Origin of the sequence: Amycolatopsis sp. NPDC049691 (assembly GCF_040675005.1) — a bacterium.
GTDB lineage: Bacteria > Actinomycetota > Actinomycetes > Mycobacteriales > Pseudonocardiaceae > Amycolatopsis.
Genome location: NZ_JBFANX010000023.1, coordinates 140,160 through 154,433, shown reverse-complemented (window position 1 = coordinate 154,433; position 14,274 = coordinate 140,160). Strand labels below are relative to the sequence as shown.

Genomic DNA, 14,274 nt, shown 5'->3' with positions numbered 1-14,274 from the left:
CTCAGGCCGGCTACCCGTCGTCGCCTTGGTAGGCCACTACCCCACCAACAAGCTGATAGGCCGCGGGTTCATCCTGCACCGCCAGAACTTTCAACCAACCCCCATGCGAGGGAAGGTGATATCCGGTATTAGACCTCGTTTCCAAGGCTTATCCCAGAGTGCAGGGCAGATTACCCACGTGTTACTCACCCGTTCGCCACTCATCCACACCCGAAGGTGCTTCAGCGTTCGACTTGCATGTGTTAAGCACGCCGCCAGCGTTCGTCCTGAGCCAGGATCAAACTCTCCAACAATGAACAGTTTAATCGAGGCAATTTAATGCTCTCAAAGGAAACCCCGACGAGGGGGTTTCATATAAGCTCTACTGGCTTAGTTCACTAGCACACTGTTGAGTTCTCAAGCAACACACTCCGGACTCACCGCCTTATCAGCGGCTTTATCCTCGGCAGTTGTTCCAAGCGATATTCAAAGCTTTTGGTCGAGCATGCCTCAGCCTACGGTGTTAGTCGTAGGGATTCGGCGGCCGCTCGTGGGCCGACGCTGAACATTACCCGGTCCGATCCGCGGTGTCAACCCGCTCGGCCCGGCCGGATCTTCGGGGCTTGCGGCCCCGGGGCGACCCGGTGTTCCTGGCGACGAAGAGAAGATTACATGCCCCGAAACCGGTCCCGAACAGGGGGGTCACTTAACGCCATTGCCGCAGGTCACAGCGTGTGCGGAGCCCTACGACGGCAGGGTCGCCAGGTAGCGCGGCGGGACCCGGGCCGGAGCCACCCGCGAGAAGTCCGCCGCGAGCGCGAGCATCCGCGCGTCCGACCACCGGGCGCCCATGAACGAGATGCCCACGGGGAGCGGTCCGGCGAACCCGGCGGGCACGGTCACGTCCGGGTAGCCCGCGACCGCGGCCGGGGTCGACGACGGGATCACGTCGTTGTCGCCCACCGCGCAGTCGGTCTTCCACGCCGGCGGGTTGGTCGGCGACGCGATCGCGTCGAGGTGGTACTTCGCCAGGGTCTCGTCGAGCGACCGGCGGGCGAGGTCCGACAGCTCGGCGCGGCCGGCCAGGTAGCCGGGGTCGGTCGGCGGCGGCGCGGCCAGTGCCTGCTCGAACAGCTCCTGACCGGCGAAGCACGTCCGCTCCAGCGGGTCCGCGCGGTTGTAGGCGATCAGCTCGGCCAGGGTCCGCGGGCCGCTCGGCCGGGTCGCGAGGTAGGCGTCGATGTCGCGGTGGAACTCCGTGAGCAGCGCCGGGAACTCCAGTTCCAGGAGCCGGTCCTGGTACGGCGGGGTCACCTCGACGACCGTCGCACCGGCCCTGACCAGGGAATCCTTCGCGGAGGTCAGGACCGCGTCCGTCGACGGGCCGAGCACCGGCAGCCGCCACAACCCGATCCGCGCGCCGCGCAGCACACCCGGCCGCAGCAGCTTCGCGTAGTCCGTGGGCTGGGTGCTCGGATACGTCGAAGTGGCCGGGTCCGCGGGGTCCCGGCCCTGCAGGACCGACAGGGTCAAAGCCACGTCGACGACGTTGCGGGCGATCGGCCCGGCGGTGTCCTGCTCGGCGGAGATCGGCACCACGCCGGTGCGGCTGACCAGGCCGAGGCTGGGTTTGTGGCCGACCGTCGCCGTCATGCCGGCGGGGCAGACGATCGAGCCGTCGGTCTCCGAACCGATCGCGACCTGCGCGAGCGACGCGGCGACGCCGGCCGCGGACCCGGCGGACGACCCGCACGGGTTGCGGTCCAGCACGTACGGGTTGTTCGTCTGGCCACCCACGCCAGACCAGCCGGACGTCGGCTTCGCGGCGCGGAAGTTCGCCCATTCGGAGAGGTTCGCCTTGCCGAGGAGCACCGCGCCGGCGTCACGCAACCGGGTGATCAGCGTGGCGTCCTTCGCCGGGTAGCTGCGCAGGGCTCGCGATCCTGCGGTCGTCCACTGGTCGCGCGTGTCGACGTTGTCCTTGACCAGCACCGGGATGCCGTCGAGCGGTCCGCGCAGCCGGTGCGCGCGCCGCCGGGCGTCGCTTTCGGCGGCCTGCCGCAACGCCGAGGGGTTGAGCGCCAGGACCGCGTTGACCTTGCCGTCGAGCCGGTGGATCCGCTCGAGGTACGCGCTGGTCAGGCCCACCGCGGTGAGCCGGCCGGCCGCCATCCGCGCCTGCAGCGCCGGGATGTCGGCGGAGTCGAGGTCGAAGCGCCCGGACGCCGACGCGACTGGCGCGGGCGGGACGAGCAGGAGTACGGCGGCCAGCAGGACGAGCAGTGCCGGCCGCCGCCCCATCAGAGCACCGGCAGGAGGGTTCGGAGTTCGTACGGGGTGACCGCGCTGCGGTAGTTGTCCCACTCCACGCGCTTGTTCCGGAGGAAGAAGTCGTAGACGTGCTCGCCGAGCGCTTCCGGCAGGAGCTCGGACTTCTCCATCTCGGCCAGCGCCTCCCCCAGGTTCTGCGGCAGCTGGGCGTACCCGGCGGCGCGCCGCTCGGCGTCGCTCAGCTGCCAGATGTTGTCCTCGGCCGGTGGCGGCAGCTCGTAGCCCTTCTCGATCCCCTTGAGCCCGGCGGCCAGGATGACCGAGTACGCCAGGTACGGGTTGCACGCCGAGTCCAGCGTACGGATCTCCACCCGTCGGGATGACGCCTTTCCGGGTGAATACATCGGGACGCGGACGAGGGCCGAGCGGTTCGCGCGGCCCCACGAGACGGTCGTCGGAGCCTCACTGCCGCTGATCAGGCGTTTGTAGGAGTTCACCCACTGGTTCGTGACCGCGGAGATCTCCTTGGCGTGGTGCAGCACGCCGGCGACGAACGCCTTGCCGGTCTCCGACAGCTCGTGCGGGTCCTCGGCGTCGTAGAAGGCGTTGCGGTCGCCTTCGAACAGGCTGACGTGGGTGTGCATCCCCGAGCCGGGCTGGTCGGTGAACGGCTTGGGCATGAACGTCGCGCGCACGCCCTGGGTCAGCGCGACCTCCTTGACGACGTAGCGGAACGTCATCACGTTGTCGGCCATCGTCAGCGCATCGGCGTAGCGGAGGTCGATCTCCTGCTGGCCCGGTGCCCCTTCGTGGTGGCTGAACTCGACGGAGATGCCCATCGCCTCGAGGGTCTCGATGGCGTGGCGGCGGAAGTGGGTCGCGGTGGCGTGGCTGGCCTGGTCGAAGTAGCCGCCGTTGTCCGCGGGCTCCGGCTCGCTGCCGTCGTCGGGGACGCTCGAGAGCAGGAAGAACTCGATCTCGGGGTGGACGTAGCAGGTGAAGCCCGCTTCGGCCGCCTTCGACAGCTGGCGGCGCAGGACGTGCCGCGGGTCGGCCCACGACGGGGAGCCGTCCGGCATCGCGATGTCGCAGAACATGCGGGCCGAGTACGGGCTGCCGTCGGGGGTCTCCCAGGGCAGGACCTGGAACGTGGCCGGGTCCGGCTTGGCGACCATGTCCGATTCGTAGACGCGCGCGAAGCCCTCGATGGCCGAGCCGTCGAAGCCGATGCCGTCGTTGAAAGCGCCTTCGAGTTCCGCCGGCGCGACCGCGACGGACTTGAGGAACCCCAGCACATCGGTGAACCAGAGACGAACGAAACGGATGTCGCGCTCCTCGAGCGTGCGGAGCACGAATTCCTGCTGGCGATCCATGGCCGCACCCTAACGACAGCGTGTTAACGGGATGTTTCACGACGCGCCGGGGGTGACCAAGTCACGTCGCGAGCACCGCAACGGGCTTCTTCGCCCGCGAGATCGCCAGTGAGGCGACCGACGCCAGTACCGCCAGGACCGCCGCCGAATACCAGGCCACGTCGTAGTTGCCGAGCTGGTCGCGGACCAGGCCGGCGGCCGATGCCGCGAACGCCGCGCCCAGCTGGTGGCTGGCGAACACCCAGCCGAACACGATCGGGCCCGCGTCGCCGAACGCTCGGACGCAGAGCGCGACCGTCGGCGGGACCGTGGCCACCCAGTCGAGGCCGTAGAACAGGATGAACGCCCACATGCTCGGCTGCACCGAGTTCGTGAACAGCTGCGGCAGCAGCGCCAGCGAGAGCCCGCGAAGCGCGTAGTAGACGCCGAGCAGGACGCGCGGGTCGACGCGGTCGGTGAGCCAGCCCGAGAAGATCGTCCCGACCACGTCGAAGACGCCGACCAGGGCCAGCAGGCTCGCCGCCGTCGTCTGGGGCATGCCGTGGTCGTGCGCGGCCGGGACGAAGTGCGTGCCGACCAGGCCGTTCGTCGTCGCGCCACAGATCGCGAAGCCGATCGCCAGCAGCCAGAACGTCCGGGTGCGCGCGGCCTGGCCCAGCACCGACAGCGCGCGGCGGGCCGAGCCGGTCTTCGACGCCGGGCGGGCGACCTCCGCGTCGGCCGGCGCGCCGTACGCCGTGGTGCCGACGTCGGCCGGGTGGTCGCGGATGACCAGCAGGACCACCGGGACGACCGCCAGCGCCGCGATCGCGATCACCAGCGACGCCGTCCGCCAGCCCGAGCCGACCGCGAGGTTCGCGATGATCGGCAGGAAGATCAGCTGGCCGGTCGCGCCCGCCGCGGTCAGCACGCCGGTGACGACGCCGCGGCTGCGGACGAACCACCTGGTCGCGACCGTCGCGGCGAAGCTCATGGCCATCGAGCCCGTGCCCGCGCCGATGAACACGCCCCAGAACAGGAGCAGCTGCCAGCTCGCGGTCATGAAGACCGTGCCGGCCGCGCCGACGGCGATCACGAACAACGCCGTCGCCGAGACGCGGCGGATGCCGAACCGCTCCATCAACGCCGCCGCGAAAGGCGCGAAGAGTCCGTAGAGGACGAGGTTGACCGAGACGGCCGAGCTGATCGTGGCCGTGGACCAGCCGAACTCCTCGTGCAGCGGGTCGATGAGGACGCCGGGCGCGGAGCGGAAGCCGGCGGAGGCGAGCAGCGCGACGAACGCGGCACCGGCGATCAGCCAGGCGCGGTGCAGCTTCGGGGCGGGACGGGTCTCAACAGTCACCCAAGCAGTTTCATCGCGCGCGCGTGGCGCCGAAAGTGGCTGGAAGGACAGCACCCGAAAAGATCGGGCCAACAGTAGGCTCGGGGGATGCGCCGTCTCGCCTTCCTGCTCGTGCTCCTGGTGACCGCGGGGTGCACCGGGTCGCCGGACACGCGCGGCCCGTTCCCGGCGGGTTCCGAGCTGGTCCGCGACGCGGCCACGTCGTTCGCCGCGGTCCGGAGCGTGCACTTCGCGGCGGGCGTCAACGGCGTGCTGCCCGGCTTCCCGCTCCGGCTGATCGAGGGTGACGCGACCCTCGACGGCGGCGGGGCCGCGACCGGCACGGCCGACGTCCAGGACGGCGAAGGCCATACCAAGTACCGCTTCACCGTGCGGGACGGCCGGGTCAGCACCGAGGCCGGGACCGAGCCGCTCCCGGAGATGTACGCGGTCGGCGCGTTCCTCGGCCCGTCCGCCGGCTTGAAACGCCTGCTCGACGGCGTCACCGACGCGAAGACCGAGGGCCGGGAGAACGTCGACGGCGCCGCCGCCCTGCGCGTCGGCGGCCGGGTGCCCGCGGCCGTCGCGCACGGCGTGCTGCCGCAGGTCACCGCCGACGTCACCGTCAAGGTCTGGGTGTCGGCCGACGGGCCGCGCCGGTTCGCGCGCCTGTGGGTGCAGATCCCGCCCCCGGACGAGCACCTCAGCCCCGTGATGATCGAACTGTCGCTGACCAGGCAGAACGAGCCGGCGAACCTCGGCTAACAGCGGGTTTCCGCGGCCGTCCCGTCGATGAGGTACGCGATGCCCGCGCGGTCGACGCAGCCGTTGCCCTGAAGGAACACCGTGTGCTGGACGCCTTCGTAGGTGAGCAGGACGCCGCCGAGGTCCTTGGCCAGGTCGACGCCCTGCCGGTACGGCGTGGCCGGGTCGTGCGTGGTCGAGACGACCAGCGGTGTCGGCAGGCCGGCCGGACGCGGCGCGTGCTCGGTGGACGACGGCGGGACCGGCCAGGTCGAACAGATGTCCAGCTCGCTCGTGTCGGGCGTGCCGCCGGCCAGGAAGGGTGCGCCGGCCAGCATCTTCTCGTGCGCGCGGTCGATTTCGGCCCGGTCGGTGACACGGGTGTGGTCGACGCAGCGGACCGCGAAGTACGCGTCGATCGCGCCGCTGTAGTGGCCGTCGCGGTCGCGCTGGTAGTAGTCGTCGGCGAAGGCCAGCAGCGTCCGGCCGTTCCCGTCGGCGAGCTGGGCGAGGGCCGCGTTCAGCGCGGTCCAGTCGCCGCGGGAGTAGAGGCCGGCGAACGTGCCGGTGACGGCGTCTTCGAAGGAAAGGTGCCGGTTGCCTGCCGGAGCGGGCTTCGCGATCAGCGGGCGCGCGAGGTGCTGGAAGGCTTCGGTCGCGCGGGCCGGGTCGTGGCCGAGGGCGCAGTCGCGGCGGGCCGTGCACCACTCGCCGAACTCGGTCAGCGCGTCCTGGAAGCCCGCGGCCTGCGTGACCAGGGAGTCCACCAGGCCCTGGGCCGGGTCGACCGCGCCGTCGAGCAGCAGCGCGCGGACGTTGCGCGGATATGCGTCGGCGTAGGCCGCGCCGATCTGCGTCCCGTACGAGTAGCCGAGGTACGTCAGCTTCTCGTCGCCGAGCGCGGCGCGAAGGACGTCGAGGTCGCGTACGACGTCTCGCGTGCCGACGTTCGCGAGGAACGCCTTGCCGTACTTCGTCCCTTCGGCGCACTTCGCGCCGTACGCGGTCGTCTCGGCGAGCTGCTTTTTCACCCCTTCGGGCGACATGTCGCTCTCGACGTCGGACGCGCGGTCCGCGTCGACCTCGGCGTCGGTGCGGCAGGTGAGCCGCGGCTCGCTGGTGCCGACCCCGCGCGGGTCGAAGCCGACCAGGTCGAAGCGCTCGAGCAGGGGCGCGGCGGCGGGCGTCCTGGCCAGCGCCGCGGCCGTCGACGTGCCCTGGCCGCCGGGCCCACCGGGGTTCACGACCAGCGAGCCGATCCGCTGCTTCGTGGCCTTGTGCCGCAGCAGGCCGACGGTGACCGCGGGCCCGTCCGGGGCCGCGTAGTCCAGCGGCACGGTCAGGTGCGCGCAGTCCAGCGCCTCGCCGCACGGCGTCCACGCGAGCTTCTGCTGGGTGAATTTCCCCAGGTCAGGCGCCTGCGACGACGACGGAGGCGGGGTGGCCGCCGGCGGCGCGCTCGTGCACGCCGCCAGCAGCAGGACCGGCGCGAGCGCCGCTACCGCGCGGTGCACCGCGTCCCGTCCGGCGGGACCGTGCCGTCGACGAGGTAGTCCGTGCCCGCCTCGTCCACGCACTTCACGCCCTGCAGGAACACCGTGTGCTGCGTGCCCTCGAAGGTCAGCAACGCGCCCTTCAGGCCCTTCGCGAGGTTGACACCGGCCTGGTACGGCGTCGCCGGGTCGTTGGTCGTCGAGATGACCAGCGTCTTCGCCAGGCCTTCGACGTTCGGCACGTGCGGCTCGGAGGTGTTCGGCACCGGCCAGAACGCGCACGCGTCACGAGCCGCCGAAGCCGGGCGGCCGTCGTCGAGGAACGGCGCCACCTTCACGTATTCCTCCTGCGCCTTGAGGATGACGGCCGGGTCGGTGACGCGCGGGTCGTCGACGCAGCGGATTGCGGTGAAGGCGTCCTGGGTGGTGCCGTACTTGCCGTCGGTGTCGCGCTCGTTGTAGATGTCGGCGAGCTTCTCCAGCGTCGCGCCGCGCTGCCGGCGAAGCTCGTTGAGGCCGGAGTTGAGCGTGTCCCAGAGGCTTTCCTGGTAGAGCGCCTGGATGACGCCGGTGGTGGCGTCTTCGTAGGAGAGCTTGCGGCCGTCCCCGACCGGCACCGGGAACTCGATCAGCGGCCGGACGAGGTCCTGGAACGCCTTGACCGCGCCGTTCGCGTCCTGGCCGAGCGCGCAGTCCTGCTGGGCGGTGCACCACTTCGCGAACTGCGTGAACGCCGTTCCGAAGCCCTGGCCCTGGGCGACCAGCGACTCGACCGCGTCCTGCTCGGGGTCGACCGCGCCGTCGAGGATCATCGCGCGGACGTTCTTCGGGAACGCCTCGGCGTAGGCCGACCCGATCCGGGTGCCGTACGAGTAACCCAGATAGGTCAACTTTTCGTCGCCGAGGACCGAGCGCAGGACGTCGAGGTCCTTCACGACGTCCCGGGTACCGACGTTGGCCAGCATCCCGGTGCCGTCCTCGGTGCGCTGGGCGCACTTCGCGGCGAAGTCCTTCTCCTGCGCTTCCTGCTTGAGGACGCCGGCGGGCGAGCCGTCGGTCTCGCTGTCGTCGGCGCGGTCGGCGTCCCGCTCGGCGTCGGTCAGGCAGTGGATGGCCGGCTGGCTCGCCCCGATCCCCCGCGGGTCGAAACCGACCAGGTCGAAGCGCTTGGCCAGGCCCGCGCTCGTGGCCGGCTTGACCAGCCCGGCGGCCGCCACCATGCCCGACGCGCCCGGGCCGCCGGGGTTGACCACCAGCGAACCGATCCGGTCGCCGGTCGCCTTGTGGCGGAGCAGGCCCAGCGTGATCGTGTCCCCCGCCGGCTTCGCGTAGTCCAGCGGCACGGTCAGCCGCGCGCACTGGACGTCTTTCGCCTGGAACGCCGACCTGCTGTCTTCCGACGTCGCGTAAGGTGCGCAGTCGGCCCAGCCCAGGCTCTGGCCGTAGAACCGCTCCAGCCCGGCGGGCACCGGCCCGGACGGGGGGTGCGACTCCGTCGTCGGCGCCGGTGGCGCCGGCTTGCCGGTGGACGTGCAGGCGGCCAGCGAGGCCGCGATCAGCACGGATGTCGCAATTGCGGTGATCCGGCGGCGTCGGATACGTCCGGACCTGGCGCTGGGATGAGGAAACACGGTTGGATCGTCCCATCCGGCCGCGGAACTCGAACGCACCACCGCCACGTTGGGTGGGGCAGGCCGGTCGAGCGAAGAGAGAACGGGAGACCAGGGGTGGCAGCACTGATCAGCCGGGTGGGCAAGAAGCTCCGCCGGATCATCCAGCGGCCGGGCAGCGTCGAGCTGACCCGCTACGAAGCACTGCTGCCCGCGGTCGAGAAGCTCGAACCCGAGCTCGAGAAGCTCTCCGACGAGGAGCTGACCGAGCGGGCGGGCAAGCTCCGCGAGACGCTGAAGGACACCGCGTTCGGCGACGACCAGCTGATCGAGGTGTGCGCGCTGGGCCGCGAGGCCGCCCGCCGGGCGCTGGGCGAGCGCGCGTTCGACGTCCAGGTGCTGGGCACGATGGGCCTGCTCACCAAGCACGTCGTCCAGATGGAGACCGGTGAGGGCAAGACCCTCGCCGGCGCGCTGGCCGCGGCCGGGTACGCCCTGCGCGGAAAGCGCGTTCACGTCGTCACGGTCAACGACTACCTGGCCCGCCGCGACGCCGAGTGGATGGGGCCGGTCTACGCCCTGCTCGGCGTGTCCGTCGGCTGGGTCGAGCCCGCGCACTCCCGCGAAGAGCGCCGCGAGGCCTACGCCAAGGACGTCACGTACGGTGCCGTCGCCGAGATCGGCTTCGACGTGCTGCGCGACCGGCTGGTGACGTCGGTCGACGACCTCGTCCAGCCCGCCCCCGAGGTCGCGATCGTCGACGAGGCGGACTCCGTGCTCGTCGACGAGGCCCGCGTCCCGCTGGTGATGGCCGGTTCGATCGACCACACCGACGCCGACGAAGAGGTCGCGAAGGTCGTCCGGCGGCTGCGGCTCAACCTGCACTACGAGACCGACAGCGAGGGCCGCAACGCGTGGCTGACCGACGCCGGCGCGTCCGTCGTCGCGAAGTCGCTCGGCCTGGAGGTCGACGACCTCTACGGCGAGACGGCGTCGGACCGGCTGCCCGCGGTGAACGTCGCCCTGCACGCGCACGCGCTGCTCACCCGCGACGTCGACTACCTGGTCCGCGACGGCAAGGTGCAGCTCATCAACGCCGCCCGCGGCCGCGTCGCCGAGCTGCAGCGCTGGCCCGACGGCCTCCAGGCCGCCGTCGAGGCGAAGGAGCAGGTCGCCGCGACCGACCGCGGCGAGATCCTCGACTCGATCACCGTCCAGGCCCTGCTGGCGCGCTACCCCGAGGTCGCCGGGATGACCGGTACCGCGGTGGCCGTCGCCGAGCAGCTGCGCGAGTTCTACGAGCTCGAGGTCGCGGTCATCCCGCCGAACACCCCGAACATCCGCGAGGACCTCGAAGACCGGATCTTCGCGTCGCCGTCGCAGAAGCTGCGGGCGATCGAGGAGGAGATCCGCACGGTGCACGAGACCGGGCGGCCGATCCTCGTCGGCACCCAGGACGTCGCCGAGTCCGAAGAGCTGGCCGAGAAGCTGGCGAAGGTCGACCTCGAGTGCGTCGTGCTCAACGCGCGCAACGACGCCGAAGAGGCCGCGATCATCGCCGAGGCCGGCAAGAAGGGCGCGGTCACCGTGTCCACGCAGATGGCGGGCCGCGGTACCGACATCCGGCTGGGCGGCACCGACGGCGCGACCCGTGACGAGGTCGTCGAGCTGGGCGGGCTGCACGTGATCGGCACCGCGCGGTACCCGTCGAGCCGCCTCGACGGCCAGCTGCGCGGCCGGTCCGGACGGCAGGGCGACCCCGGCAGCGCGATCTTCTTCGCGAGCCTGAACGACGAACTGGTGCTGTCGAACGCGCCGGACGTGCCCGACGGGATCGCCGCCGACGAGGAGACCGGCGAGATCACCGACCCGGCGGCGCTGCGGCAGATCAACCACGCCCAGCGCGTCGCCGAAGGCGTCGACCTGGAGATCCACCGCAACACCTGGCGCTACACGCGGCTCATCGAGCGGCAGCGGCGGGACCTGCTGGTGCACCGCGACAAGGTGCTTCGCACCGCGTACGCGGCGGAGCAGCTGGAGAAGGCGCAGCCGGAGAAGTTCGCCGAGCTGAAGGAAAAGCTCGACGACCAGGACAAGCTGGAGCAGATGTGCCGCGAGGTGCTGCTGTTCCACATCGACCAGTTGTGGTCGGACCACCTGGCGTACCTGACCGACGTCCGCGAGAGCATCCACCTGCGGGCGCTGGCCCGGGAGACGCCGCTGGACGAGTTCCACCGCGCGGCGATCCCCGAGTTCCACAAGATCATCGGCGAGGCCGACTCGCGGGCGGCGAAGACCCTCGAAGAGGCCGAGCTGACCGACGAGGGCATCGACCTCGGCGAGGCGGGCGTCCGGCGGGCCAACACGACGTGGACCTACCTGGTCCACGACAACCCGTTCGACTCCGACTTCGAGCAGACCATCAAGAAGGTCCGGAGCATGATCAAGCGGAAGTAGCGAGCTTCGGCGAAAACCCCCGTCCGGTTGGTCCGGGCGGGGGTTTTCTCGTTCGCCGCAGCCGGAAGAATCGGGGGATGCGCAAGATCCCCACGCTGTTCCGGCGGGACCCCGAAGACCTCCGGCGAGTGACCCGCGAGGTGCACCCCGACTGCCAGTGGGTGCTCGACGGCCAAGGCGTGGCCACCCGCAAGTACGACGGCACCTGCGTCCGGCTCGACGAGTCCGGCACCTGGTGGGCGCGACGCGAGGTGCAGCCCGGCAAGGACGCGCCGGACGGGTTCGAGGCCGTGCAGACCGACCCGGAAACCGGGAAGACCGTCGGCTGGGAGCCGGTCGGGCAGTCGGCGTTCGCGGCGTTCTTCGACGAGGCCCTCGACGGGCTCTTCGGTGCGGCGCCCGGCACCTACGAACTGTGCGGGCCGAAGGTCAACGGCGATCCGGAGAAGCTCGGCGTGCACCGGCTGGTCCCGCACGCGAGCGCGCAGGAGTTCGCCGGCGTCCCGCGCGACTACGACGGGCTGATGGCGTGGCTGCTCGCGCACCCGGAGTTCGAGGGCGTCGTCTGGCACCACCGGGACGGGCGGATGGCGAAGCTCAAGCACCGGGACGCGGTCGCGTCGGCCCAGCGTGGCATTTCGCCCACATTCGCTCGGCCTCCCGGGTGACGGTGGGACAGAATGGCGGCATGCCGCAACTGCGCATCGCGCTCGCCCAGGTCAACCCCACCGTCGGCGACCTCGACGGCAACGCCGACCTCCACGTCTCCTGGACCCGCAAGGCCGCCGAAGCCGGCGCCCACGTGGTCGTCTTCCCCGAGATGTCGCTGACCGGCTATCCCGTCGAGGACCTCTCGCTGCGCAAGACCTTCGCCGCCGCCTCGCGCCACGGCGTCGAGTCGCTGGCGCGCCGCCTCGACGAAGCCGGCTGCGGCGAGGTGCTCACCTACGTCGGCTACCTCGACCTCGACGAGGCCGGCCCGCGCGACGCGGCCGCCGCGCTCTACCGCGGCGAGGTCGTCGCGCGGCAGTTCAAGCACCACCTGCCGAACTACGGCGTCTTCGACGAGCACCGCTGGTTCAAGCCCGGCACCACGCTCGACGTCGTCCGGTTCCACGGGCTCGACATCGGCATGGTCATCTGCGAGGACATCTGGCAGGACGGCGGGCCGATCTCGGCGCTGGGCCGCGCCGGCGTCGACCTGGTCGTCGCGCCGAACGCGTCGCCCTACGAACGGTCGAAGGACGAGCAGCGGCTGCCGCTCATCGCGCGCCGCGCCGCCGAGGCCGGGGCGCCGCTGGTCTACACCAACCAGATCGGCGGCCAGGACGACCTCGTCTTCGACGGCGACTCGCTCGTCGTCGCCGCGGACGGCACCGTGCTGGCCCGGGCGCCGCAGTTCGTCGAGCACCTGCTCGTGCTCGACATGGACCTCGCGGCGGGCGGGCACGCCGGCGACGGCGAGCTGGCGGGCCTGCACGTCCGGCGCCGCGTGCTGAGCTCGGAGCCGCTGCCGGCGTACGAGCCGACGGCCGAGCCGGTGATCAGCGAGCCGCTGTCGGACGAGGCCGAGGTGTGGCACGCGCTCGTCGTGGGATTGCGCGACTACGTGCACAAGAACGGCTTCTCGTCGGTGACCTTCGGCTTCTCCGGCGGCATCGACTCGGCGGTCTGCGCGGCGCTGGCCGCGGACGCGCTGGGCGGCGACAACGTCTACGGCGTCTCGATGCCGTCGCAGTACTCCTCGGGCCACTCGAAGGACGACGCGGCCGACCTCGCGCGGCGGATCGGGGCGCACTACCGCGTCGAACCGGTCGAGGACATGGTCCGCGTGTACGTCGAGCAGCTTTCCCTGACGGGCCTGGCCGAGGAGAACATCCAGGCGCGGACGCGCGGCATGCTGCTGATGGCACTGTCCAACCTGGACGGTCACCTCGTGCTGGCCACCGGCAACAAGACCGAGCTGGCGGTCGGGTACTCCACGATCTACGGCGACGCGGTCGGCGCGTTCGCCCCGATCAAGGACGTCTTCAAGACGCACGTCTGGCAGCTCGCGCGCTGGCGCAACGCCGAAGCGGCGAAGAACGGCGAGACGCCGCCGATCCCGGAGAACTCGATCTCGAAGCCGCCGTCGGCGGAGCTGCGGCCGGGCCAGATGGACTCCGACTCGCTGCCCGACTACGCGCTGCTCGACGACATCCTCGACGACTACGTCGAGGGCGACCGCGGCTACGCCGACCTGATCGAGGCCGGCTTCGACCCGGAGACCATCGACCGCGTGGTGCGGATGGTCGACAAGGCCGAGTACAAGCGGCGCCAGTACCCGCCGGGCACGAAGATCACGTTCAAGGCCTTCGGCCGCGACCGGCGGCTGCCGATCACGAACGCGTGGCGCGAGGGCAAGGCCTAGCTCAACGCGACCTGACGGCCTTCCGGGGTGCGCAGCGCCGCCGTCAGGGTCGCCTTGTCCGTGCGGCGGACCAGGAACTCCAGGCCGAGCGCGTCGGTCGCCCGGTGGATCGACGCGGGGTCCGGGTGGGTGGCCGTCACCATCAGCAGCGGGATCGACGGCAGGCCGCGGGTCGTCGGGTGCGGGGTCGTGCCCCAGTCGATGAGGAACGGGCGGAGCGTGCCCGCGGCGCTCGGCGGGGTCAGGCGCCAGCGCAGCGTCTCGCCGTCGGCCGTCGCGCGGGACATCTCCAGCGCGTCGCCCGGGTCGAAGCCGTGCGCGCGGGCCTGCGCGATCGTCGCGTCGAGGTCGGTCGTGCGGACGGCCCAGGCGACCAGCGCGGGTTCGGCCAGGTCGTCGATGCCGAACGGCCGGGGCACCGCCGGGTCCGGTTGCGCGGGGTCCGGGCCGATCACCTCCAGGTACATCCCCGCGCCGAGGTCGGCGAGGTGGTTGGCGGTGCCGAGGCCGACGTGGCTGCCGCCCGGCGCCGGGGTGACCCCGGTCAGGTCGGCGACGCGGGCGACGGCGTCGGCTAGGTCGGGGCCGGCGTAGACGAGGTGATCGAGCACGCGGC

At 71.2% G+C, this 14,274-nt stretch carries 10 protein-coding genes and 1 rRNA gene; 4 read left to right on the top strand and 7 right to left on the bottom strand.

Features of this window, described 5'->3' with window-relative positions:
• The 4 genes from AB0J40_RS38670 to AB0J40_RS38655 all read right to left on the bottom strand — a co-directional run.
• Window positions 1–293, bottom strand: a 16S ribosomal RNA gene (locus AB0J40_RS38670); the annotation flags it as partial.
• A gap of 430 nt (window positions 294–723) precedes the next feature.
• Window positions 724–2,280, bottom strand: coding sequence for an amidase (locus AB0J40_RS38665; protein WP_364463821.1), 1,557 nt, complete (start codon window positions 2,278–2,280; stop codon window positions 724–726).
• Complete coding sequence (glnA, locus tag AB0J40_RS38660) at window positions 2,280–3,623, bottom strand: type I glutamate--ammonia ligase (protein ID WP_364463818.1); 1,344 nt, start codon at window positions 3,621–3,623, stop codon at window positions 2,280–2,282. The genes AB0J40_RS38665 and glnA overlap by 1 nt, the downstream gene beginning before the upstream one ends.
• 61 nt (window positions 3,624–3,684) lie before the next feature.
• A complete protein-coding gene (locus tag AB0J40_RS38655) occupies window positions 3,685–4,965 on the bottom strand; it encodes an MFS transporter (protein ID WP_364463815.1) in 1,281 nt (426 codons plus the stop codon).
• A gap of 87 nt (window positions 4,966–5,052) precedes the next feature.
• Here AB0J40_RS38655 and AB0J40_RS38650 point away from each other — a divergent pair, with 87 nt between their 5' ends.
• Window positions 5,053–5,709, top strand: coding sequence for an LppX_LprAFG lipoprotein (locus AB0J40_RS38650; RefSeq protein WP_364463812.1), 657 nt, complete (start codon window positions 5,053–5,055; stop codon window positions 5,707–5,709).
• On the opposite strand, the gene AB0J40_RS38645 is transcribed toward AB0J40_RS38650, so the two are convergent.
• Window positions 5,706–7,202 carry an alpha/beta hydrolase gene (locus tag AB0J40_RS38645; protein ID WP_364463809.1) on the bottom strand — a complete coding sequence of 499 codons (1,497 nt, stop codon included), beginning with the start codon at window positions 7,200–7,202 and terminating at the stop codon, window positions 5,706–5,708. The two genes, AB0J40_RS38650 and AB0J40_RS38645, sit on opposite strands and share 4 nt — an antisense overlap.
• Window positions 7,187–8,743 (bottom strand): alpha/beta hydrolase, encoded by a 1,557-nt coding sequence (locus tag AB0J40_RS38640; protein ID WP_364463806.1) that lies wholly within the window; start codon window positions 8,741–8,743, stop codon window positions 7,187–7,189. The genes AB0J40_RS38645 and AB0J40_RS38640 overlap by 16 nt, the downstream gene beginning before the upstream one ends.
• Window positions 8,744–8,908: 165 nt before the next feature.
• Between AB0J40_RS38640 and secA2 the strand changes: the two genes are divergently transcribed.
• The 3 genes from secA2 to AB0J40_RS38625 all read left to right on the top strand — a co-directional run bounded on the left by secA2 (window position 8,909) and on the right by AB0J40_RS38625 (window position 13,658).
• Window positions 8,909–11,248, top strand: a complete 2,340-nt coding sequence (gene secA2, locus AB0J40_RS38635; RefSeq protein WP_364463803.1) for an accessory Sec system translocase SecA2 — start codon at window positions 8,909–8,911, stop codon at window positions 11,246–11,248.
• A gap of 77 nt (window positions 11,249–11,325) precedes the next feature.
• Window positions 11,326–11,916 (top strand): DUF5565 family protein, encoded by a 591-nt coding sequence (locus AB0J40_RS38630; protein ID WP_364463800.1) that lies wholly within the window; start codon window positions 11,326–11,328, stop codon window positions 11,914–11,916.
• Window positions 11,917–11,936: 20 nt separating this feature from the next.
• A complete protein-coding gene (locus AB0J40_RS38625) occupies window positions 11,937–13,658 on the top strand; it encodes an NAD+ synthase (protein ID WP_364463797.1) in 1,722 nt (573 codons plus the stop codon).
• Here AB0J40_RS38625 and AB0J40_RS38620 read toward each other — a convergent pair.
• Window positions 13,655–14,269: a VOC family protein gene (locus AB0J40_RS38620; RefSeq protein ID WP_364463794.1), complete on the bottom strand. Its 615-nt coding sequence runs from the start codon at window positions 14,267–14,269 to the stop codon at window positions 13,655–13,657. The genes AB0J40_RS38625 and AB0J40_RS38620 overlap by 4 nt on opposite strands.
• Window positions 14,270–14,274 lie beyond the last annotated feature (5 nt).

Coding starts and splice junctions, on each gene's coding strand:
- AB0J40_RS38665 (WP_364463821.1), bottom strand. CDS start 2,280: ATGGGGCGGCGGCCGGCACTGCTCGTCCTGCTGGCCGCCGTACTCCTG.
- glnA (WP_364463818.1), bottom strand. CDS start 3,623: ATGGATCGCCAGCAGGAATTCGTGCTCCGCACGCTCGAGGAGCGCGAC.
- AB0J40_RS38650 (WP_364463812.1), top strand. CDS start 5,053: ATGCGCCGTCTCGCCTTCCTGCTCGTGCTCCTGGTGACCGCGGGGTGC.
- AB0J40_RS38630 (WP_364463800.1), top strand. CDS start 11,326: ATGCGCAAGATCCCCACGCTGTTCCGGCGGGACCCCGAAGACCTCCGG.
- AB0J40_RS38625 (WP_364463797.1), top strand. CDS start 11,937: ATGCCGCAACTGCGCATCGCGCTCGCCCAGGTCAACCCCACCGTCGGC.